We start from the raw sequence: 20,519 nt of genomic DNA on the forward strand, positions 1-20,519 counted from the left end.
CCGACAACGCGGTCGAGCCGGCTCAACTCCCTAGCGGCGTTGGCAACGGCGAGACCACCGGTCCATCCGGCCCGTCGGCCGGTCCCGCCACACTAGCGGCCGCATTCTTCCTCGCTCCCCAGCTCGCGGCGTCCAGCCGCATGCTGCCTTCGAGCGAGCACGTCCCCTCTTCCCCCGCGTTCGATCCGGGCTCTACCCCCGACTGACAGGGGTCGAGTCTGCCCTTGAGGCGGACACGTCCGGCCCTTGCGCGCCCTCTGCGCGCCCCACTGCCCAGTCTGGAGATAACACCGTGAATACCCTTGCCCGCCGAGTGCTGCTCGGCGCTGTCATCGCCGGAGGCCTCATGGGCCTCGGCGAGGCAGCCGCCTCGGCAGCCACCCCACCCATCGCCACGGTCACGGCCCCAGTCGTGCCCGCAACCGCAACCGTCGCCGACCTCGCGGCAATCAACCCGAGCGGCACGAGCACCACCGCGCCGGCCACGACGGTTACCACCAGCGCGCCGCTCGCAACCGCGACCGCCCCCGTGGTCCCCGCAACCGCGAACGTCGCCGACCTCGCGGCAATCAATCCGACCGCCACGACGCCGGCCGCCATGGCACCCGTCGCAACCGTCACCGCACCCGCCGTTCCGGCGTCGGGCACCGTGACCACGGGTCTCCCGGGCGCGGGCACGGCTCCAACGGTCGTGCTCAACCCGGCGACGACGGACGCCGGCAGCACCGCGGGCGCAGCCGGTGGTGCCGGTGGACCCACAACCAACACCACGACGTCGGCATCGGCGGGCGGGGCCGGCAACGGCACGGCGTCCGCCGTCGACCCGAGCGCAGTCGGCACCGCTACCTCCGGTCTGGGCTTCCGGGTCTCCGGCGTCCAGGATGGCAATCGCGGCTTCAACATCCAGACGGCCGCGGAAAAGCAGGCAATGCAAAGCCTGCCGACCTGGGCGCTCATGGTCCTGGGCGGCCTCCTGATCGCGGGCCTCGCGTACGTCGCCACCGCGCGTCGCATCCGTCGGAGCTAGTCCGACCCAGGGAGGCGGGCGTGGCCACCGGGAGAGCTCAGCCGTCGCTGAGCCGCCCCGGTGGCTGCAGCCCGATCAACCACCCGGCGTCATGTGGTACTTCGCTGCCGTGTCCCGGAACACGCAGCACGGCCAGGCCCGCCCGCAGCTCGCGCATTGGCCCTCGATGAGACTCCCGATGGGCGTGTGCACGGTGGCGAACAGAGCATCGAGCTCCGCGTCAACATTCGGGATCCTCGTATTCAGGACCACCGAACCGGTCTCCTGGGCGCGGATCCTCTTCACGAGTTCCTCCCGAAATGCGGCATCAGCTTTCACGACGCAAGACCTCCCCATCCAGGAACTGCCGACGCCAACATTCTGGAACCGTGGTGGTGCCGGAGACACGAGTGGTCGGTACGTGATTGGATCCGAGGCCGGCACTTGCGCCAGTACCCCTGAGTACGCACCGCGGCCCCGTCACGCACCCCCTTGCACAACGCGTTAGTAGCCGCTAACGTAATTCGTGGGACAGCCTTCTGGGTGATCCCGACCGGGAACGGCACGACGTACGGTTTCCTCGGGATCATCCCGAAGGCGCTCCTCCAGGTCACCTTGGGAAGAGCCGTCCATGCCGAGCGTGCCCGGGTCAGCTCCCAGGCCTAACCCCAACAGAATCAACCACGCAAGGAGAATCCAGATGGCTAAGTACCTCGTTCTCTACCGTTCGGACGTCAGCGCGGCCGAGCAGATGATGGGCGCCACCCCCGAGGAGGCCCAGGCGGGCATGCAGGCCTGGATGGATTGGTTCGGCAAGGCCGGCGAGGCCGTCATCGATGGCGGCTCGCCCGTCTCCGGCGACGACCAGACGATCGGCGGCTACTCCGTCCTCCAGTCCGATTCCCGCGAGGCCCTCGACTCGCTCCTCGAAGACCACCCGCACCGCAAGGTCGGCACGATCGAGGTCCTCGAGTTCCTGGCCGCGCCGGGAATGTGACCCACGAGCACCAACAACGGCGGCGTCCCTGACATCAGGGGCGCCGCCAGCGCTGTTTCACACTTGTAGAACAGCGTCTAGTATTAGTGTCATGACGGCATCGATCGGTTTCCGTCCCACGGCGGACGACGAGCGCATTCTTCACGAGGCTGCACGGCCCGGCGAGACCACATCCGACACCCTCCGCCGTGCTCTGCGGTTGCTTGACCATGAGCGATGGCTCGAGCAGTTCCGCTCGGATGCCGAGGCGCTCAAGGACGAAGACCTCAACGCGGAGCCGGACGCCTGGTGATCCGCGGGGCCGTCTACCGGATCGACCTCGGCCGCCCGCGAGGGCACGAGCAAGGCGGCAAGCGGCTGGGCCTGGTCATCTCTCCGTCGGAATCGCCTCTCTCGGTAGTCACGGTGATCCCAACCTCGACGTCAGCCGGCCCTTCCATCCACCGTCCCGAAGTTGAGATCGCAGGACGGCTGACCCGAATCCTCGTCGATCAAGTCCGCTCGATCGACGTGGACTACCTCGTCGGGGACCCAGTCGGCTACTTGACCCGAAATGAATTCGCCGCCGTGGAACTCGCCCTCGCCCAATATCTCGGTCTCCAAGACACGGCCCCGCCAGGGAACCGCTGAGTCCTCACCGCCGCGCCAGCGCGGTCTCCGACTCGACCCGGGTCAGCTTCTCCGGGTTGCGCACGTAGTAGACCCCGGTGACCTTCGCCTGCTCGATGCGGACCGTGAGGACGCCGTCGAGCTCGCCATTGAGGCGGAACACGAGCGCCGGACTGCCGTTGATCATCGTCGGCTGCGTGGCGACGGTCGCCTTGGCCTTGGCGAGCCCGCCCATGAGCATGCGCACGAGCTTCTCAGCCCCGACGATGGGCCGCCGGGCCGCCTGACGGAGCCCGCCGCCGTCGCCCATGTAGACGACATCGGGGGCGAGAACGTCGAGGAGGCTTCGAAGATCTCCGGTCTCGAAGGCTCGCTGCATCGACTCGAGGGCCGCCCTCGTCTCTCGGGCCGAGACCGCTTGGCGCGGCCGGCGCGCCTCAACGTGCGCGCGGGCGCGGTGGGCGATCTGCCGGACGGCCGCCGGGCTCTTGTCGACGGCTGCGGCAATATCGTCGTAGCCCGTGCCGAATACCTCGCGCAGCACGAACACGGCCCGCTCAGTCGGTGACAGGGTCTCGAGGACCACCATGAGCGCAGTCGACAGGCTCTCCGCGAATTCGACGTCCTCGGCCACGTCCTGGGACGTGAGCATCGGCTCCGGAAGCCATGGGCCCACGTAGGACTCCTTACGGCGCGCCAACGTGCGCAGGCGATTGAGCGCCTGACGCGTCGTGATCCGGACCAGATACGCGCGTTCGTCGCTCACGTGGCCAAGATCTACGCCGACCCACCGAAGCCACGTCTCTTGGAGGACGTCCTCGGCGTCGGCCGCCGAGCCGAGCATTTCGTAGGCGACGGTGAAGAGCAGGTTCCGGTGCGCGACGAATGCCTCGGTCGCGGCCTCCATGGCCGAGCCGCTCGCGGGCGTGCTCCCCTCAACCGTTGGCATCGCCGCCAACCTAACCCGCCCGCTCCGCGACCGCCAGTCCCGCTGCCCGCTGGGCCGCGACACGCTCGCCGCGCTTGGAGTCCTTGACGATCCACGAGTGCGAGCCGGGCTTGCGCGCCTCCTTGGCGAGCTGGTCAATCGGACTCGCGCACGCAGCCTCCTTGAGGACCGCACCGAGCCTGCCCGGAACGTGAAGCCTCATCGCCGTATCGTCGAAACGTGCCAGCTGGAAGACGCCGGCCCGGCGCCCGAGGCTCACGCACATCGCCGCGATCCCCCGGGTGAACTCGGCTGGCTGCTCACCGGAGATGCGGCTCAGGATCGTGTCCGCCGCGTGGGAACCGAGCGGCAGCGCGGCCTGGCAGCTCATCCGCAACGGAAGGCCCGACGGCGCCGCGGCGTCGCCAGTGGCGACGATCCGCGCGTCGTCGACGCTCGTGAGGGTCTCGTCGACGAGGAGTCGTCCGGCGGCGTCCGTCCTCAGCCCACTGCGGGCGGCGAGGCCGGAGGCTGCGAAGCCCGCAGCCCAGATCGTCACCGCGCTCTCGAGCTCGCGCCCATCGGCCAGGCGGACGGACTCAGCGGTCACCTCGGCGACCTTCGCCCCCGGGCCGTCGAGGACCCTGACACCCAACCTCGCCAGACCGGATGCCACCGACCGCCGACCGCTCGGATGCAGATACGGGCCCAGCTGCTCGCCGCATACAAGCGTGACGGCACGGCCACCTTCGGCGAGCTCGGCCGCCATTTCGATGCCGAGCGGTCCCCCGCCCACCACCGTGATCGGCGCCGGCGCAGGCGAACGGTCGACGACGGCGCGCAGCTTGCGCGCGTCCTCAAGACTTGCGGTCGGGTGGGCGTACTCGGCCGCGCCCGGAACGTGGGCGGGGGCGCTGTCGCTCCCGACGGCGTACACGAGGTGGTCGTAGGCCATGGTCGCGCCCGATGCGAGCTCCACGGCGCGCGCGGCCGCGTCGATCCTCGTCACCGCATCGACCACTAACCGGACGCGCTCGGAGAGGACGTCTCGGAACGCGCGGACGGCGGTGTGCGTGTGCCCCACGAGCTGGTGGAGGCGGACCCGCTCCACGAAATCGGGGCGCGGATTGACCAGGGTCACGGTCACGTCGGCGCTCTGCGTCAGGCGGTTTGCCGCCATCACTCCGGAATATCCGCCGCCGATCACGACGACGTTGATGTTCTCCTGCACGGTGCCTCCTCCGGTCCGGGTCCCGCGTTGTGGGGATTCCGGACACAAGACACCACGCGATCACGAGTTGTGACAGGAGGCCCCACCCGCCGGATGGCGAGGGGGCCTCCTCCGCCGGCGATCCCCCGGGCTGGACCGGAGCCCGCCCGCGGCGGCGAGGGCCGCCGTCGTCCGTCTCAGGCGAAGAACCTCGCCAACTCGGCCGCCACGACCTCGGGCTTCCCGCCCGAGTTCGCGGGGCTCAGGTCCGCGGCGCTGCCGTGGTCGAGCCCGGCGAATTCGGCGACGGTCGCGTGAGGGAGCGTGGCGGCCAGCGCGTCGATCGCGGGGTGCAGGAACTTCAAGCCTTTGCCCGCGCGGATCAGCAGCACACGCGACTCTACGGTCGAGAAGCGTTCGACCCTGCCCTCCATCTCGGCCAGAAGCACGCCCTCGTAGTGGAGCGTGGAGGCGAGCTGGCGCATCGTCACGGCGCCTGGCGCCGAGTCGCGCTCCTCCGCCCGCATGAACTTCTCGGTCATGGCCTCGAGGAGGAAGCGCGGCATGATCTTGAAGGCAAACGGCGCGAGGTCGAGGCCGAACATGCTCGTGATGAGAGCCGAGGCCACCTTGCCGCGAGCCATCTCGTCATCGAAACGGGCCAGCCAGGCCGTGTGCTTGTCGCCGTCGGTCAGGATCGCCGGCTCATAGGCGACCACTTTGTCGATGGCGCCGGGCAGAGCGCGCGCGGCCTCGAGCACCGCGATGCCGCTCGCACTCACGCCGAACACGTTGCGGGCACCAGTGTGCTCAAGCACGGCCGCGAGGTCGGCGACCTCGGTGCGGACGCCGTAGTCGTGCGGATACGGGCCGCTCATCCCGCGGCCACGGCGATCCGGCAGATAGACCGTGAATTGCCCAGCCAACGCCTGGGCCAGGCTCATGTGGCTGCCCGCGTGCTGGTTCGATCCGTGCAGCAGAACGACGCCGGGACCCGAGCCGAGCCGGCGGTAGCCGATGCGCGTGCCGTCCTTGGACGTCACTGATCCTTGTGTGAACACCGAGTCCTCCTAAGTGAAGCCTTGCCTGATGACTCGATAGTTACACAGAAACTAGTCCTATGTCTACTAGTCATTCTGCGGGTAGCATGGAGCCGTGACCACAGCAGTTCGGAGTTCCCCCCTCGCCTTGACCGTCCTGGCGCTTCTGCAGTACCAGCCGCTGCACCCGTACGGCGTCCAGCGGCTCATCAGGGAGTGGGGCAAGGACCAAGTGGTCAACGTCGGCCAGAGGGCGGGCCTCTACCGGACCATGGAGCGCCTCCTCGCCGCCGGGCTCATCGCCGTTCGCGAGACCGGACGGGATGCCCTCTACCCCGAGCGCACCGTCTACGAGGTCACGGACGCCGGGCGTGAGACGGCCCACGAGTGGCTCGACGACATGCTGGCCGGGCCGAAGAACGAATTCCCCGAGTTCCCGGCGGCCCTCTCGCTCCTGACCATGCTGACCCCGGACGTCATCGCGAAGGCCCTGCGGCGGCGCGCGGGATCGCTCGAGGTGGCCGTTGCCGCTCACGAAGAGGTCCTCGACCGCGAGCGCCAGAGCGGCTCGCCGAGCATCCTCACGCTCGAATCGGACTACCTCCGCACCGTCGCTGCCGCGGAGCTGGACTGGGTGCGGCGAATCGTGGCCGACCTCGAGGAGGGACGGCTGGCCTGGACCGCCGAGGAACTGTACGCCAAGGCGGCCGAGGCCGGCACTGAGGATGCCGGTACCCACGGCGCGCCGGAAGATTCCAGAAGATAGTCCGCCACGCGGTGTCCGATTGAGGCACAGACGTTCGTTGCAAGGGTGAGCGGCCGCCGGCACCGGCGTCCCCCCGACCAAAGGAGATGGTCCAGATGCAGTATCTGGTTTCCGTGATCAACACCAGCGCCGACCTCGCCACGGATGAGGAGCAGGCGGCGATCGATGTGTTCAACGACCGGCTCATTGCCGAGGGCAACTGGGTCTTTGCCGGCGGCCTTGGCGGCCCCGATTCGGCGACGGTCATCGACAACCGGGACGAGCAGCCTGTGTTGACGGACGGGCCCTTCGTCGAGACGAAGGAGTACATCGTGGGCTTCTGGATCCTCAAGGCGCCCGACCTCGACGTGGCGCTCAAGCTGGCCGCCGAGGGATCCAAGGCCTGCAATCGGAGGGTCGAGGTGCGTCCGTTCCTGTGAGCGCGATCGACGCCCGGGACGCGATCACCCGAGCCCACCGCGAGGAGTGGGCGCGGGTGGTCGCCTCCCTGACCCGGCGTTTCGGTGACCTCGACATCGCCGAGGAGGCGGCGGCCGAGGCGTTCGCCGCCGCCGTGGAGCGGTGGGCGGACGACGGCGTACCCCCTCACCCGGGTGGCTGGCTCACCACCACGGCGAACCGGAAGGCCATCGATCGGATCCGGCGCGAGGCCAAGCGCACCGACAAGCACAAGGAGGCTCAGGCGTTGTACGACGACGACCCGCCCGAGCCGATCGGCGCCATCGAGGACGAGAGACTCCGGCTGATCTTCACATGCTGCCACCCCGCCCTGGCGATGGAGGCCCGGATGGCACTCACGCTGCGCCTGGTCGGCGGGCTGACGATGCCCGAGATCGCGCGGGCGTTCCTCGTCCAGGAGGACGCCATGGGGCGGCGCATCACCCGGGCGAAGGCCAAGATCAAGGCGGCCCGCATCCCGTACCGGGTACCGTCGGCGGAGGATCTGCCGGCCCGGGTTTCCGGCGTGCTCGCCGTCCTCTTCCTGGTCTTCAACGAGGGCTATCTCGCTACGGGTCCAGACACCGACCCCGTGCGCCCGAACCTCACCGCCGAGGCGATCCGACTCACCCGCCTGATCCGCACCCTCCTGCCCGACAACGGGGAGGTGACCGGGCTCCTCGCGCTCATGCTCCTCATCGAGGCGCGCCGCGCCGCCCGGTTCTCCGTGAACGGCGAACCGGTCCCGCTCGACCGGCAAGATCGGACGGCCTGGGACGCGGCGCTCATCGCCGAAGGGCATCGGCTGGTCCGCGAGCGGCTCGCCGCCGGCGAGGCCCCGGGTCGTTACCAGGTCCTCGCGGCGATCAACGCGGTGCACACCTCCGCGGACGACGCGCGGGACACCGACTGGTCACAGATCGTCGCCCTCTACGACCAGCTCGTCCGCCTCGACCCCTCGCCGATCGTCGCGCTCAACCGCGCCGTGGCGATCGCCGGGCTCGACGGCGCTGAGGTGGCCTTGGCCGCCGTCGTCCGTCTTGAAGGCAAGCTCGCGGGGTACCGCGCCTACCACGCGACTCGCGCCGATCTGCTGCGCCGGCTGGGACGCAACCTGGAGGCGCGCACCGCGTACACCGCGGCCATCGAGCTCGGGGGCAACAGCGCCGAGACCGCCTTCCTGACTCGACGCCGCGACGAGCTCGGGTAGCACCCGGGGATCAGCCGGCGGTCTCGGTCATCCCAGCTTTGCGCGCTCTTCGAGCAGGATCTTCTCCGGAAGCGGGAAGTACACGCCCTGGTCGAGGATGGCGCGCTGACCTTCGCGGCTGAGCACATACCGGAGGTATTCGCGTGCGCCTTCTGCCTGTGGTCCCTGTGCGCCTGCGTCGATGACAAGGTAGACATTGCGCGCCAACGGGTACTTGCGCGTCGCGAACGATTCCGCGTCCGGGGCGTAGAAGGCATCACCGCCGCGCGAGGCAAGCGGAACTGCCCTCACGTGCTCGACTCCGTTCGCGTGGTAGAGGCCTGCGAGGGCGATTCCGAAGGGATCTACCGACAGCGCTCGCATCATGTCCTTCGTGGTCGGTGCCCCCGGAGCCTGCTGCTTCGATCCCGCCTCTACATATTCCCGATAGTTCGGGTTCCATTTTCGCCCGCCGCCGAAGACCTCCCGTTCGAAGAACGTCGTCATCCCCGTCTGGGCGAAGCCATACGTCTGGATCGGGGCATCGGCCCAGCGGTCCCCCAGGCCGAGCTGGCCCCAGACACGGATATCCCGGTCGGAACCGCGAGCCACCTCCGGATTCCATTGGATTCCTTTGAATCCGCCTGTCCTCTCGGCACCGAAGATGCCGTCCAGCTGCTCCACTGTCAGTCCCGCGATCGGATTGCTCTCGTGCACGAAGGCGGCCAGACCGTAGCTGCCTCCTGCGACATCGAGAGCACCGGTCGCGACGGCTATCTCGGCGGGCATGCGCTTGAGCTTCTCTCCGAACGACAGGAATTCGGTGAGCACCGACTCCCGTCCGCTCGCGCCGAGCTCCGCGACCCCGGTCATCACACCGATGATGCCCGAGGCCTTGCAGAGGTCGTCCTCGAACTCGGCATCTGGATGGAAGCGACGGAATCCGTCTTCCCAGCGGGGGACCATGTCGGCGAGCGAAACACCGAAATGGCGCAGCACGCCTGAGAATCGGGCGCGGGGGACGTAGGGCGGCAGGGTATCGACCGACCGCACAACTTCTTCGCTGTATTCCACGATTGCTATCAGCCGCCAATCACTTTTCTGATTCGAGTTCTGGGGTGGGACGGGCGATGTTCCTAGAGCGGGATCATCCGTTCTGGTCGCGCAGCACGGTGACGGTGCTGTCGGCGTTGAGGACGAAGAGGCTCCCAGCGGAGGTGTGGATGAGTCCGCTGATGGCCCCCGGCGCGGGGTCGTGGCGAAGCTCGGTGAGCCCGATGGGCGCGTCGGACGCGAAGTCGTAGACCAGCAGCTGACGGCAGGACGAGCCGACGATGAAGAGCCTCTTCTGAGGGTTGACAACCCAGTTCGCCGGCTCGTCGACCACGTCGACAGTGCGCGCCACGACGTGGTCTGTCCCGGAGACCGCAGCCACGGTGCCGGCACCGGAAGATGCATCGCCTGCTCCGAGAACCCACATTTCGTCCCGGCCGTTGATGGCCTTGATCGGCAGCATCCGGAACGGCCGATGGTTCACAGGAACGGTCGCGAGGACCTCATCGTCGGCGATGCGGATGACAGTGACCGTGTCGTCGGCCTCGTTGGAGATGTAGACGTTTCCGTGCTCGCGGAAGATCGCATTCCGGTTGGGACGGCGTCCCACAGGAATCCTGCGGATGACCTGGTTGGTGGCGTCGTCGAACACCGTGACGTCGTCGGATTCCGTGCTGACGACATACGTCTTGCCGACGGGCTGCGTGATCGGCTTGTAGCTCGCTCCCCACGGCTGGCCCCACTTCGGAAGCCCGCCGACCGGGATCGTCGCAACGACCCGCGCAGAGGACACCTCGACGGCCGTCACGGAGCCGCCTCCCTCGTTGAGGGTGTAGACGATCCCGCGGTCAAAGGCGGGCATGGTTCCGGTCGGGGCACTCCCGGCGGGCAGCTCAACTCTCTCGAGTACCTCACGGGTCTTTGGCCTGACGATCGCCGCCTGGTCCGCGGAGCGAAGCGCAACGAGCCCGATGTTGCACCCGGCGTCGAAGGAGAAGTGCGCCGCACCGCCGCCGATGTGCCAGCGGTCGACGACATGGCCGTCCGCATGGTCCAGCACCGTGATGGTGTCGCCTCCGGTGTCGGAGACCCAGACGTGCCCGGACTCCTTCACGTAGCCGATGTGGAGGTGCGGGCCGGCGCCCACGTCCACGGTGGCGATCTCCGTATAACGGACGGATGTGCCGACCGCCGGGCTCATCTCCGGGCCCCCGCGACCGTCAGCGCCAGGGCGCCGAAGGTGGGCTGGTTCTCTCCGGCGCCCATCAGCCGCGCGCCGCTCTGTTCTGCGATCTCCACTGGACACGTGCTCGTCATAGTGCTGCGTTCCTCTCTAGGTTTGATTCATACAGTCGTTGGTCTTGACGCGCTCGGACGGGCCTCATTTCGGCGCGACTTTGAGCAGCACGAGCTCGGCGTTGACGCTGCCGGGCACCGGAGCGGCGTAGGGGTCCGATTCCGACGGCCAGCCTGTCGCCCGGATGGTCCGATACATTCCGGCCCCACCCGAGAACACGAGCGGCAGGCCGGGCAGGTCGTCGACCATGAGCTTCTCGATCGCTCCCACGGCGTTCAGTTCCTCCTTGCTGCCCGGAGCGGAGGATGCGTAGGCGCTGAGCAACGCTGGCGCCTTCGCGTTCGGGTACCGCTCGTAGTTGAGCTGGGTTCCGGATCCGGCGGCGGCGCCGACCGGTTGCTGGTTGATGATCCGGTTGTAGAAGTCGTACACCGAGGGCGTCCCCCCGTTGGTGCGCATGGTCAACTCGTAGTTGCCGATTTCGACGTCCTTGACGTACGCCTGCTGCTGCTCCGACTTCACCGTGACCTTGATCCCGGCCGCCGCCAGCTCCGGTACGATCACACGGGTCATGCCGAAGAGGTCGGCCTGGGGATACGTCGTGGGCACCGTCAGCGTGAAGTCCAGCCGTTGGCCGCCCGGGGAAACGAAAACGTTGTCCGATCCGAGCTTGTATCCCGCCTCGGTGAGGATCCGCTTCGCCTCGTCCGGGTCCGCTTTGCCGTACTTCAGCCCTGAGTACGACGACGCGATCAGATCGCCTCGCGTCTTCACGTCCAATCCTGTGGGCGAGACAACCGGGGCGTTAAGTCCCGCGGTGCCGACCTTCGAGATCTGTTCGCGGTCCAGCGCAACGTCCATCGCCCTGCGCACCGGGAGCTGGTCGAGCGGGGCGTGGGCGAAGTTCGGCAGGAGCAGGGCGACCGACGGGTTGATCGTGGTGTTCCAGTAGTCGATCGCGTTCGGGGCGAGCTTCTTGACCGTCGCACCGTCGGTCCCGGTTGTTCCGATCCAGTCCACGCCGCCGGACTGAAGGTTGGCGATCATGCTGCTGGAGGAGTCGGAGGCGAGGTACTGCACGGTGGCGAACTTCCCGCCTGCCTGCCAGTAGTTCGGGTTCTTCTTCAGGGTGATGGCCTGAGGCGTGAACGAGTCGAGCATGTAGGGGCCGGTGCCGACCGGTTTGGTGTTGGTGTACTTCACCGGATCCTGGACGTCCTTCCAGATGTGCTCAGGCACGGTCTCGGTGCGCCACCACATGACCTGGTAGGCCGGCTTGCTGAAGTGGATGACGGCGGTCGTGTCGTCCGTCGCCTCGGCTCCAGTCAATGGGAGGGCCACGGAGTTGAATGCCGGGTTCGCCTTCATGAGATTGAAGGTGAATGCCACGTCCTTCGCCGTGAACGCCTCGCCATCGGACCACTTCACCCGGTCCTTGGTCTTGAGGGTGAGGCTCATGCCGTCCGGACCCCAGGTGTACGACGTCACGAGCCACGGCCGTGTCTTGCCGCTACCGAAGTCCTCCTGCAGGAGGGGCTCGAAGATCGCGTAGGCCGCGAATCCGGTGGCGCTGGACGAGCTCGCGATGAGCACGTTGAAGTTGTCAGTGAATGGCCCGGATGCGCCTGCGGTTACGCGGAGGGTTCCGCTTGCAGTGCCGGTGGGGCTCGTGGGGGTGCCAGAGCATGCCGCCATGGCGAGCATGCAGCCGACCGCGGCAACGGCGATACCGGCCTTGGCCCGGAGCGATCGCCTCGGTGTCGTCAGGAACTTCATTGTCCTTCTTTCGTGGGTGCGACAACCGGCGGACCCTCGAGCGAGGGCTAGAACTTCGTCCCTCTAACCGCGCAGAGCCGTAACAGTCCTGCGGTCGTGGCGGATGAACGGGCTTCCTGCAGATAACGAACGCGACAGCGTCACAAAACAAGACCTTAGCTCGCATCCAAACGACATGGCAATAGATAATTAACAGCGGTTACACTGTGGAACAGGCGAGGCGGCCTTCACGAGATGTCAGCGATCGCGGCCGGCCCGTCCCGCACAACGTAGGGAGCCCCTCAGGCCACCCCTTCCGCAGGAAAGGAAGACTATGTCGACATTGCAGACGAGTTCCGCGGCATCCTGGCAGGCCCTGCCCGAGTACGAGCCGCGCGGCAAGTTGAGCGGCATGCTCGTGGCCTGGGGCGACCCCGCCCTCCAGAGGCTCTGGGACGGATGGGTCGACCGCTTCAGGGAGTTCCATCCCGGGCTCGAGTCCGACTCCTTCCTTCGAGGGACTTCGACGGCCGTGGGGGGCCTCTACACGGGAGTTGCGAACATCGGTCTCTTCGGCCGGGAGATACGCAAGCTTGAGCGAACCTCATGGAAGCGCATCTTCGATCACCAGCCAGAGGGATTTGTGATCGCGACGGGCGCGTTCGACACGTTCGCGAAGACCGTCGCGGTCGCGGTCCTCGTCAACGCGGACAATCCGATCACGGAGCTGAGCTTCGCCCAACTGGACGCGATCTACTCAGCCGAGCGCCGGCTCGGCCATCCCGAGCCCATCACGCACTGGGGCCAGCTCGGCCTCACCGGCGAGTGGGCCAACACGCCGATCCACGCCTACGGCCTGGACCGCGACACGGGGACAGCGCAGCACCTGTGGCTGCGGGTGCTGCAGGAGGGGCCGTGGTCCGACCGCGCGGTGCTACCCGAAGGCGCTCCGACAAGGATGTACGCGGGCTCCGGAGGGCACGCCGCCGAGGCGCTTGTCACCACGCTGGAGAAGGACCGCTACGGCATCGGCCTGGCGGGCTTCCGGAATGTGACGGTTGACCTGAAGGCCGTTCCGATTTCCGAGGGCTCTGGCACGGCCGTAGCCGGAACAAAGGAGACTACAGCGAACCGCGCGTATCCGCTCAGCAGGTCGGTCTACGCGTTTGTCCGCGAAGCGCCCCACACGCAGTGGGACCCGAAAGTCAAAGAGTTCATGCGATTCGTGCTCGGCCGCGAGGGGCAATCCGTGGTCGCCACCGAGGGGGACTACCTGCCCCTGCCCGAATCCGTCGCCGGCCCTGAGCTCGAACGGCTGCTAGGCGTCTCGTCCCCGACTGAGTAGATGCCATCGCACGGTCCAGGGCCAGGTCACCGATCGGCCCCGGGCCGTGCCCTCATGCGGAGTGCCCGTCGGCCCGACGCATGAGCTGGCCCGCGGACGTGGGCGGTCGGTAGCCGATGGCCAGGTGCGGTGTGTCCACGGCCTCGCCTCCGAGCTGGCCAGAGGCCGCGACCGCGTCGAGTATGCCGCTTGTGAGCACCGTTCGCTCGATGGGGAACGGCGACTGCCGCGTAAACATGAATCGATCGACGAAATGCGCCAGATGGTCGAAGTTCCAGGTCGGGGGCTTCTTCTGTCCTCGAGCCGCGACGGGCGCCCCGACCATGGGGACGTCCGCCAGCTTGGACCCGGTGGGCGTCCAGGTGACCAAGGGCTCGGCCGTCTCGGCGACCTTGACCGCGACTGCGCGGCGAAGCATGAAACCGGTCAGGAGGAGCACGCTCACTCGCGTGCCGTCGTTGTAGTCCACGACGACGGCCTCTTCGTGTCCCTGCGGGGAGGTCGCCAGCCCGTCGGCGCCGGGGGACGGATACCGCATGTAGTACTCCCTGGCCCCGCCGGCATAGTGGGGCACGGCTTCGATCGCCGCGTCGGCGAGCTCACGGGACCACAGCCCGCCGTTGGTGAAGGCTTCCCAGAACCGCTCCCCCGAGACGAACCGCACCGACGCCACCCCGGTCTCGAATCCGGCCCTTCGTTCGATCATCGACTGGACCATTTCGAGAGGGTGGAAGATCGGGGGTTCTCCCGAACCGGTCGCCACGGCCACGACCTCCTTCACCCGTGAACCCACCGGGACCTCGACGGGAGGGCAGCGCACGGTTACAGGAACCGAGGAGCCGGCCATGAGCGGGATCGACAGCCGGCGCGCCGTATCGTAGACCTCGCTGATCTCCTCCCACGTGTTCCCCAGATGCTTGTCGAGGAACACCGGAACCGGCCGCCCGAACCGCTCGCACTCCCCCGCGACCTCCATGAACATCTCGTGACGCCGGTCCTTCGGCCTGCCGCGCTCATCGAACTCCTCGGGCCGTCCCGAACGCGGGTTCCGTTCAGCGATCAGGACGACACCGTCGACATCCATCCCCGCTCCGCCCACTGACAGCGCCTCTCCCAGCCTCCGGCTCGGCCGCACGCCCCAGTCCAGTGCGCGACGCTCTCCGAGATCGGTGGGGCCGGGGTCCATCACGTGCAGCGCCGCCAGCTCGCAGAGAGGCTCTGTCGGCGTCCACAGCACCTCATAGCCGTCGTGAAGGCGCCCCACGAGCATGTCGGCGTGAGATCCAGACCAGAACTCGTTGACCACCGCCGCAAATCTCGGCCGCACGCCCTGCATGTGCTGTCCCCTTCTCACGATGAACCGGCTCACATCGAACGAAGTGCCAATTCGTTTCTTAGAAGATGTAGCTGCTGTTAGGAGCCTAACATGTGGCTCGTTATACGCTCTGGTGAGATGCGGGCCTGCGCCTCCGCCGCAGAATCGGCAGAAGCACCAGCCCCAGGACGACCGTCGGGATTCCTCCCGCCAGCAGCCCCCAGCGACTGCCGAGCTCTTGGGCAATCCAACCCACCAGCGGTGCACCGATGACCGCGCTCCCGCCCCAGCACATCGCCCACAGAGCCATGACCCTGCCCCGCATGTCGCGCCGCGAGGTCAACTGCAGCGTGGCTTTTGCGCCGGAATTGAAGGCGATGCTGGCGAATCCCACAAGCGCCAGGGCCACGAGCGCCAGCACAAGCGTGGGAGCCAGAGCCGCGAAGATCATAGTGGCACCCCAGGCGACAGTGGTCAGCGACAGCACGACGAGGCTGGACGCTGCCCGCCTCCCGGCCGCTACCACCCCACCGACGATGGATCCGACGGACATGGCCGTGACCAGGGCACTGTACGTGGCCGCGTCGCCGCCAAACGCGCCAATGGCCAGCAGGGGAAGCGTTGTCGGGAACTCCCAGGCAACGGTGCCTGTCACAACGATCATCAGGAGCGTGATCGCGAGATCCCGCGTCGTGAGGGCATAGCGCAGCCCCTCGCGCACCTGGCCGGCGGCTCGAGGCACCCGTTCCGAAGGGAACATCTCCGATGGGCGCATCATCACGAGGCTCAGGATCACCGAGCCGAACGATGCGGCGTTGCAGAAGAAGCATGCAGGAATACCGATGACCGCGACCAGCGCACCCGCGGCGCCCGAGCCGAGCACGCGGGCCAGGTTGATCAGCACGGAACTCAGGACGATGGCGTTGGAGAGGTCCGAGTCGTCGACCAGTTCGGAGATGAGGCTTTGCCGTGCGGGGTTGTCGAACACCGTCAGGCATCCGAGGATGAAGCTCAGCCCGAGCAGGAGCGGGTACGTCATCAGCCCCGTCAGGGCTAGGACACCGAAAAGGGCCGAACAGGCCGCGCACGCGGACTGGGTGAAAAGCAACATTCGCCGCTTGTCGTGCCTGTCGGCTATCACCCCGCTGATCGGCCCCGCCACAAGATACGGGAGGAGGCGGACACCCACAGCCAGCCCGAGGGCGCTGCCGCTTCCCGTCAGATCAAGGGTGAGGAACGCTATCGCCAGAGTCTGCATGAAGTTGCCGGCGACAGAAACGGACTGGCCCACGGCGTACAGCCGGAAGTTGCGGACGCGCAACGAGCTGCCGGTGGCCGCGATACTGCCGCGCACGGATCCCCGGGTGAACGTCATGAGGCAGGAAATCTCGAGATGCGTTCGAGCAGATCGCCAGCCGCCAGCAGTTCGCGCTGTTCGCGGTCATCGAGGGTCGCCGCGATCGCTTGCTGCAGGCGGCTCGACTTGGTCGCCCAGCGATCGGCCATTGCGGCCCTGCCCTTCTCGGTGACCAGGATGTTGACCCGACGGCCATCGGTCGCGTTGCGCCCGCGCGTGACGTACCCGCCTGCGTCTAACTCGCGCAGCGCCGACGCGATATTGGAGCTAGTCATGCCCAGCTCCTGTGCCAGCTCGCCCGGTCGGGGCGTTCGGCTCCCGGCGCGGACGGTCGCGGCAAGCACCGAGATCGCGCTCCGGGACAGTCCACCGATGGGCGGATGGGCTGACCGGTTCCACCGGACGAACCGCTTGAGTTGCTCCTCCAGCCGCAGTGCCTCAGCAGCGTCCATATAGCTATACTACATAGCTATCCAACATAGCAATCCTTCTCGGACCGCCAGGGCGTTCATCTAGCGGTCACCTATTCGTTGACCTCACAGCTGGGCGATTGATAGTCTCGAATCTAACAGCTGATACATACATGAGGGCTGGCGAAGATTAACCGGGGCCGCTGCCGGGGTAGAGGCCAAGCCACGACGGAGTGCGCGATGAGACTGATGAAGCTGTTCAAGAATGTGTTCCTTGCGATGTGCGCAGCCTTCTTGCTGGCACTGACCGCGTGCACCGGGGGCGCCTCGACACAGGGCGGAGGCACCCATACCCTGAGGATGGCGGCCGGCGCCACGGGGCCGTTCACGTCCCAGTTCAACCCGTTCCTGCAGGCGTCGGCGAGCTCGAGCGGCTATTCGAGCCTTGTGATCTACGAGCCGCTCATGCTCGTGGACTACGTCAAGGACACGACCAAGCCCTGGCTGGCGCAGAAGGCGACTTGGAACAAGGACGGAACCCAGCTGACCATCGACCTCCGCCAAGGCGTGAAGTGGTCTGACGGCAGCGCTTTCACGGCCGACGACGTCGCGTTCACCTTCGAGCTCATGACGAAGTTCAAGGCGCTGAACTTCAACGGACTGCCGATCAAGTCTGCGACGACGGCCAGCCCCACCCAGGCCGTTGTGACCTTCACCGAGCCGGCGTTCCAGACGCTGTGGTACACGACCGAGCCCGTCCAGAAGAAGCAGTGGTCCACCGTGTCCGATCCGGTGACCTATGCGAATCCCCAGCCGGTAGGTACGGGCCCGTTCACGCTCAAGAGCTTCACTCCGCAGGTCATCACGCTGCAGAAGAACCCGAGCTACTGGGACTCGGGAAAACCAGCGGTGGACAGCGTGCAGTACCTCTCGTATGACTCTGAGAGCAGCATGGTCGCCGCGATGCAGGGCGGCCAGGTCGACTGGATCGTCTCCTCAAACACGGACCCCAAGCAGGTCACTCAGCACTCGCCCTCGACCCTGGCATCATGGGCCTCGACATTCGGCGTCTCGATCTACCTGCTGCCCAATGCCACGACGGCCCCGACCAACGACACCGCAGTCCGGAAGGCCATCAGCCAGGCGATCGATCGGCCGAACCTCGCCAAGCTCGCGTTCGGACCCGGCGCGCAGCCGGTCCAGTCCCCCACAGGTCTCGACGGCGCAGGGGCCTCGGAGATGATCTCTGACCAGTTCAAGGCCCTCTCCCTCGGCGGCGGCGACTCCTCGGCGGCGAAGCAGACCCTCCAGGCCGCGGGGTACACCCTCGGCTCCGACGGGTACTTCGTCTCGCCTGAGGGCAAGCAGCTCGCGCTGACCCTAACCGTTCCGACGACGAACCCCTATGGCGACTGGGTACGTGCCGGGACCCTGATGACCGAGAGCCTCAAGGGGGCTGGCATCAAGCTGACGCTCAAACCCGAGTCCCAGCAGTCCTGGCGTTCGGACGTAGCCCTGGGAAACTTCCAGCTCTCAATGCGGGCCGCGGGCGGCGCGGGCTCCCTGTACGACAACCTCAGCCGCCTCGTGTCCCAGCCCGTCACTGCCGTGGGCAAGCAGGCCGTGGTCAACTGGGAGCGCTTCGCGAGTCCCACTGCGGGCCAGCTCCTCACGACCATGGCGTCCTCGGACAGTTCGACGCCCGCCTTCAAGCAGGCCCTCGACGGCCTCCAGTCGGTGTTCGTCGACGACGTGCCCGTGATCCCGCTGGGGAACCCTTCGGCCGCCGGGGTTTGGAGGACGGACTCGTTCAGCGGGTGGCCGTCGGACCACGACCCCTATGGCCTCCCGACCGCCAACAAGCCCTCTGTGGTCGACATCCTCGGCCGGCTGACTCCAGCGCATCGCTGATGGACTGAACCACAGCGGCGCTAACGGCCTCGGCCGAGGGCCCAGTCAGCAACCCGCCGCCCGGCCTTCTCGAGCGCCTGGCCAGGTTCTGCCATCGCGGCGGCAGCGGACCCCGCCAGCTCGACCAGGCTCCATGATGCGCTGATGCCGGCATCTCCGAGCTCCCTGGGGCTGAGCTCGACTCGCCCGGCGACGACGGCGACCGGGACCCGGTGCTTCAGAGCGCGCTGGGCGAGGGCAAGCGGAGCCTTGCCCTGAGTACTCTGCCGGTCAAGTGCCCCTTCGCCGGTCACCACTAGGCCGGCCTCCTGCAGCCGAGCGTCGACGCCTAGGAGGTCAAGCACCAGGTCGGCGCCGGACACAGGGCGGGCGCCGAGGGCCGCGAGGGCGGCAAACCCGATGCCCCCGCTGGCCCCGGAACCTGCGGTCCCTCGGTACCTGGCACCCTCGGGCGATTCGACGAGGTCGGCCCAGTGCGCGAGGCCAGCCTCCAGAATCTCGACCTGCTCGGGGCCCGCCCCCTTCTGCGGAGCGAACGTCCTCGCCGCTCCTTCCGCACCGAGCAGGGGGTTGCGCACATCAACGGCCAAGACGAGCTCGGTTGTCCGGAGCCTGGGGTCGAGAGCCGAAAGATCGACGCCCAAGACGCGCGACAGCGACCCCCCACCGGAGATCCCAGCCCGGGGCGGCCAGAACCGGGCCCCGAGGGCTGACAGCATGCCGGCGCCGCCATCGCTGACACCACTCCCGCCCGTGGTCAGCACAATGTGCCGGTGGCCGGCGTCCAGGGCTGCGAGGATGAGCTGGCCGACCCCTGTGCTGGACGCGGCGAGGCAGGTCGCGGCATTGGCGACCGGCACCTGGTGGGCGCCCGATCCCTGAGCCACCTCGACGTACGCTGAGCCGTCCAGCTCCGCCCAGACTGCCTCGGAGGAGCGCCCGAGCGCGCCGGTGACCTTCGCGCTGTGCACCGTGGCGCCCAGGCTCTCAAGAACCGAGACGGTCCCTTCTCCACCGTCGGCAATAGGGCATTCGATCGGGACACAGCCCGCAGACGCAAGCCCTTGCGCGAGATGGTGCGCCGCGTCGGCGGCGGAGATTGAGGACTTGAAGGCGTCGGGTGCCACGAGGACGCGTGGGTTCATTGCAGAACCAGGCGCAGGCCCTCATGGCTCGGGACGAAGCCAAGCCGGGCATAGAAGCGGTGCGCAGCCGTCCGCCTCTTGTCCGAGGACAGCTGCACCAGGCGGCAGCCCTTCGATCTGGCGCGTTCGACGGCCCATCGCACGAAGTCGGATCCTGTGCCCTGGCCGCGCTCGCTCTCGGCCACCCTTACTCCCGCGAGCTGGGCCCGCCGCGCCGCGTTCCAGCTGAGCGTGGTGAAGAAGACGAGCTGCAGCGTGCCGATGACGTCGCCATCGGCACGGGTGGCCACCCATAGTTCGTTGGACGGTTCCTCGCAGATCTCCTCGAAGGCCCGCGCGTAGCCGTCGGCAGAGGGGCCCGGCAGACCACCCGCGGGACCGAGAGCGTCGGCCTCCAGGAGTTCCGCTATGCGCGGGAGATCACTCGCAACCGCAGGCCTCACCCACGCTCCACTCGAAAGCTGTTTCATACCATTCATGCAAAGAGTCTATCGATGAATATAACCGTCATGGTATGGTCGACATACATTTTGTTGAACTGCAATCTATCAACTGTTTGAAATTCGCTCGGTCGAGAAGTCCGCATCCAGGGTACGGGCCCAGTCAATGGAAGCCGCTTGCCGACCTCCGGGCTCCGATGACACGCTTCGGCGAGCAGTTCAGATAGGGAGCGAGATGACGTCGATGATGACGCGATGGCGGGTCAGGCTGCACTCCTACCTGCGCAGGGAGCGAAGGCTCCGCGAAA

At 67.4% G+C, this 20,519-nt stretch carries 22 protein-coding genes and 1 pseudogene; 11 read left to right on the forward strand and 12 right to left on the reverse strand.

Annotated elements, in window-relative coordinates; all coding sequences use genetic code 11:
- Together ACLN58_RS02600 and ACLN58_RS02605 are read left to right on the forward strand one after the other, a co-directional pair.
- Positions 1-206: pseudogene (locus ACLN58_RS02600) on the forward strand (hypothetical protein); the annotation flags it as partial.
- An 86-nt stretch (positions 207-292) separates the two neighbouring features.
- Positions 293-1,027 carry a hypothetical protein gene (locus tag ACLN58_RS02605; protein ID WP_415853718.1) on the forward strand — a complete coding sequence of 245 codons (735 nt, stop codon included), beginning with the start codon at positions 293-295 and terminating at the stop codon, positions 1,025-1,027.
- 75 nt (positions 1,028-1,102) lie between these two features.
- Here ACLN58_RS02605 and ACLN58_RS02610 read toward each other — a convergent pair whose 3' ends face one another.
- A complete protein-coding gene (locus tag ACLN58_RS02610) occupies positions 1,103-1,312 on the reverse strand; it encodes a hypothetical protein (RefSeq protein WP_415853719.1) in 210 nt (69 codons plus the stop codon).
- Positions 1,313-1,549: 237 nt separating this feature from the next.
- Here ACLN58_RS02610 and ACLN58_RS02615 point away from each other — a divergent pair, with 237 nt between their 5' ends.
- From ACLN58_RS02615 to ACLN58_RS02630, 4 genes are all read left to right on the forward strand, one after another.
- Complete coding sequence (locus tag ACLN58_RS02615) at positions 1,550-1,672, forward strand: hypothetical protein (RefSeq protein WP_415853720.1); 123 nt, start codon at positions 1,550-1,552, stop codon at positions 1,670-1,672.
- Positions 1,673-1,706: 34 nt separating this feature from the next.
- The gene (locus tag ACLN58_RS02620) at positions 1,707-2,003 is read left to right on the forward strand and encodes a hypothetical protein (RefSeq protein WP_415853721.1); all 297 of its coding nucleotides are present in this window, start codon (positions 1,707-1,709) and stop codon (positions 2,001-2,003) included.
- A 91-nt stretch (positions 2,004-2,094) separates the two neighbouring features.
- Positions 2,095-2,295 (forward strand): hypothetical protein, encoded by a 201-nt coding sequence (locus tag ACLN58_RS02625; RefSeq protein ID WP_415853722.1) that lies wholly within the window; start codon positions 2,095-2,097, stop codon positions 2,293-2,295.
- Positions 2,220-2,633: a type II toxin-antitoxin system PemK/MazF family toxin gene (locus tag ACLN58_RS02630; protein WP_415853723.1), complete on the forward strand. Its 414-nt coding sequence runs from the start codon at positions 2,220-2,222 to the stop codon at positions 2,631-2,633. Before ACLN58_RS02625 ends, ACLN58_RS02630 begins: the two co-directional genes overlap by 76 nt.
- Before the next feature lie 4 nt (positions 2,634-2,637).
- Here ACLN58_RS02630 and ACLN58_RS02635 read toward each other — a convergent pair whose 3' ends face one another.
- From ACLN58_RS02635 to ACLN58_RS02645, 3 genes are all read right to left on the reverse strand, one after another.
- Positions 2,638-3,561: an RNA polymerase sigma-70 factor gene (locus tag ACLN58_RS02635; RefSeq protein ID WP_415853724.1), complete on the reverse strand. Its 924-nt coding sequence runs from the start codon at positions 3,559-3,561 to the stop codon at positions 2,638-2,640.
- A 10-nt stretch (positions 3,562-3,571) separates the two neighbouring features.
- Complete coding sequence (locus ACLN58_RS02640) at positions 3,572-4,771, reverse strand: NAD(P)/FAD-dependent oxidoreductase (RefSeq protein ID WP_415853725.1); 1,200 nt, start codon at positions 4,769-4,771, stop codon at positions 3,572-3,574.
- A 176-nt stretch (positions 4,772-4,947) separates the two neighbouring features.
- On the reverse strand, positions 4,948-5,793 hold the full coding sequence (locus ACLN58_RS02645) for an alpha/beta fold hydrolase (protein WP_415853726.1): 846 nt from the start codon (positions 5,791-5,793) through the stop codon (positions 4,948-4,950).
- Between the two features lie 112 nt (positions 5,794-5,905).
- Between ACLN58_RS02645 and ACLN58_RS02650 the strand changes: the two genes are divergently transcribed.
- The 3 genes from ACLN58_RS02650 (at position 5,906) to ACLN58_RS02660 (ending at position 8,204) form a co-directional block, all read left to right on the forward strand.
- The gene (locus tag ACLN58_RS02650) at positions 5,906-6,556 is read left to right on the forward strand and encodes a PadR family transcriptional regulator (RefSeq protein ID WP_415853727.1); all 651 of its coding nucleotides are present in this window, start codon (positions 5,906-5,908) and stop codon (positions 6,554-6,556) included.
- A gap of 95 nt (positions 6,557-6,651) precedes the next feature.
- Positions 6,652-6,975 carry a YciI family protein gene (locus ACLN58_RS02655; protein WP_415853728.1) on the forward strand — a complete coding sequence of 108 codons (324 nt, stop codon included), beginning with the start codon at positions 6,652-6,654 and terminating at the stop codon, positions 6,973-6,975.
- Positions 6,972-8,204 (forward strand): RNA polymerase sigma factor, encoded by a 1,233-nt coding sequence (locus tag ACLN58_RS02660; protein ID WP_415853729.1) that lies wholly within the window; start codon positions 6,972-6,974, stop codon positions 8,202-8,204. Before ACLN58_RS02655 ends, ACLN58_RS02660 begins: the two co-directional genes overlap by 4 nt.
- Before the next feature lie 27 nt (positions 8,205-8,231).
- On the opposite strand, the gene ACLN58_RS02665 is transcribed toward ACLN58_RS02660, so the two are convergent.
- The 3 genes from ACLN58_RS02665 to ACLN58_RS02675 form a co-directional block, all read right to left on the reverse strand.
- The gene (locus ACLN58_RS02665; protein WP_415853730.1) at positions 8,232-9,257 is read right to left on the reverse strand and encodes a PstS family phosphate ABC transporter substrate-binding protein; all 1,026 of its coding nucleotides are present in this window, start codon (positions 9,255-9,257) and stop codon (positions 8,232-8,234) included.
- 73 nt (positions 9,258-9,330) lie between these two features.
- A complete protein-coding gene (locus tag ACLN58_RS02670) occupies positions 9,331-10,437 on the reverse strand; it encodes a hypothetical protein (RefSeq protein ID WP_415853731.1) in 1,107 nt (368 codons plus the stop codon).
- 180 nt (positions 10,438-10,617) lie between these two features.
- Positions 10,618-12,309, reverse strand: a complete 1,692-nt coding sequence (locus ACLN58_RS02675) for an ABC transporter substrate-binding protein (RefSeq protein WP_415853732.1) — start codon at positions 12,307-12,309, stop codon at positions 10,618-10,620.
- Between the two features lie 313 nt (positions 12,310-12,622).
- Between ACLN58_RS02675 and ACLN58_RS02680 the strand changes: the two genes are divergently transcribed.
- Positions 12,623-13,633 (forward strand): PstS family phosphate ABC transporter substrate-binding protein, encoded by a 1,011-nt coding sequence (locus tag ACLN58_RS02680; RefSeq protein ID WP_415853733.1) that lies wholly within the window; start codon positions 12,623-12,625, stop codon positions 13,631-13,633.
- 52 nt (positions 13,634-13,685) lie between these two features.
- On the opposite strand, the gene ACLN58_RS02685 is transcribed toward ACLN58_RS02680, so the two are convergent.
- The 3 genes from ACLN58_RS02685 to ACLN58_RS02695 all read right to left on the reverse strand — a co-directional run bounded on the left by ACLN58_RS02685 (position 13,686) and on the right by ACLN58_RS02695 (position 16,757).
- The gene (locus ACLN58_RS02685) at positions 13,686-14,969 is read right to left on the reverse strand and encodes a hypothetical protein (RefSeq protein ID WP_415853734.1); all 1,284 of its coding nucleotides are present in this window, start codon (positions 14,967-14,969) and stop codon (positions 13,686-13,688) included.
- Positions 14,970-15,069: 100 nt separating this feature from the next.
- Complete coding sequence (locus ACLN58_RS02690; RefSeq protein ID WP_415853735.1) at positions 15,070-16,323, reverse strand: MFS transporter; 1,254 nt, start codon at positions 16,321-16,323, stop codon at positions 15,070-15,072.
- Positions 16,320-16,757 carry a MarR family winged helix-turn-helix transcriptional regulator gene (locus tag ACLN58_RS02695; RefSeq protein ID WP_415853736.1) on the reverse strand — a complete coding sequence of 146 codons (438 nt, stop codon included), beginning with the start codon at positions 16,755-16,757 and terminating at the stop codon, positions 16,320-16,322. Before ACLN58_RS02695 ends, ACLN58_RS02690 begins: the two co-directional genes overlap by 4 nt.
- Before the next feature lie 198 nt (positions 16,758-16,955).
- Here ACLN58_RS02695 and ACLN58_RS02700 point away from each other — a divergent pair, with 198 nt between their 5' ends.
- Complete coding sequence (locus ACLN58_RS02700; RefSeq protein WP_415853737.1) at positions 16,956-18,626, forward strand: ABC transporter substrate-binding protein; 1,671 nt, start codon at positions 16,956-16,958, stop codon at positions 18,624-18,626.
- Between the two features lie 20 nt (positions 18,627-18,646).
- On the opposite strand, the gene ACLN58_RS02705 is transcribed toward ACLN58_RS02700, so the two are convergent.
- Together ACLN58_RS02705 and ACLN58_RS02710 are read right to left on the reverse strand one after the other, a co-directional pair.
- Entirely contained in the window at positions 18,647-19,771 is a 1,125-nt protein-coding gene (locus ACLN58_RS02705; protein WP_415853738.1) for a glycerate kinase, read from the reverse strand.
- Entirely contained in the window at positions 19,768-20,250 is a 483-nt protein-coding gene (locus ACLN58_RS02710; protein ID WP_415853739.1) for a GNAT family N-acetyltransferase, read from the reverse strand. Before ACLN58_RS02710 ends, ACLN58_RS02705 begins: the two co-directional genes overlap by 4 nt.
- Positions 20,251-20,519 lie beyond the last annotated feature (269 nt).

This window comes from Sinomonas sp. G460-2 (assembly GCF_047759905.1).
Classification (GTDB): Bacteria; Actinomycetota; Actinomycetes; order Actinomycetales; family Micrococcaceae; genus Sinomonas.

Bases quoted from the DNA above. Each gene is read 5' to 3' on its own strand.
- ACLN58_RS02635 (WP_415853724.1), bottom strand. From the start codon at position 3,561: ATGCCAACGGTTGAGGGGAGCACGCCCGCGAGCGGCTCGGCCATGGAG.
- ACLN58_RS02680 (WP_415853733.1), top strand. From the start codon at position 12,623: ATGTCGACATTGCAGACGAGTTCCGCGGCATCCTGGCAGGCCCTGCCC.
- ACLN58_RS02700 (WP_415853737.1), top strand. From the start codon at position 16,956: ATGAGACTGATGAAGCTGTTCAAGAATGTGTTCCTTGCGATGTGCGCA.
- ACLN58_RS02620 (WP_415853721.1), top strand. From the start codon at position 1,707: ATGGCTAAGTACCTCGTTCTCTACCGTTCGGACGTCAGCGCGGCCGAG.
- ACLN58_RS02690 (WP_415853735.1), bottom strand. From the start codon at position 16,323: ATGACGTTCACCCGGGGATCCGTGCGCGGCAGTATCGCGGCCACCGGC.
- ACLN58_RS02655 (WP_415853728.1), top strand. From the start codon at position 6,652: ATGCAGTATCTGGTTTCCGTGATCAACACCAGCGCCGACCTCGCCACG.
- ACLN58_RS02705 (WP_415853738.1), bottom strand. From the start codon at position 19,771: ATGAACCCACGCGTCCTCGTGGCACCCGACGCCTTCAAGTCCTCAATC.
- ACLN58_RS02695 (WP_415853736.1), bottom strand. From the start codon at position 16,757: ATGGACGCTGCTGAGGCACTGCGGCTGGAGGAGCAACTCAAGCGGTTC.
- ACLN58_RS02685 (WP_415853734.1), bottom strand. From the start codon at position 14,969: ATGCAGGGCGTGCGGCCGAGATTTGCGGCGGTGGTCAACGAGTTCTGG.
- ACLN58_RS02625 (WP_415853722.1), top strand. From the start codon at position 2,095: ATGACGGCATCGATCGGTTTCCGTCCCACGGCGGACGACGAGCGCATT.
- ACLN58_RS02670 (WP_415853731.1), bottom strand. From the start codon at position 10,437: ATGAGCCCGGCGGTCGGCACATCCGTCCGTTATACGGAGATCGCCACC.
- ACLN58_RS02710 (WP_415853739.1), bottom strand. From the start codon at position 20,250: ATGAATGGTATGAAACAGCTTTCGAGTGGAGCGTGGGTGAGGCCTGCG.
- ACLN58_RS02630 (WP_415853723.1), top strand. From the start codon at position 2,220: ATGGCTCGAGCAGTTCCGCTCGGATGCCGAGGCGCTCAAGGACGAAGA.
- ACLN58_RS02675 (WP_415853732.1), bottom strand. From the start codon at position 12,309: ATGAAGTTCCTGACGACACCGAGGCGATCGCTCCGGGCCAAGGCCGGT.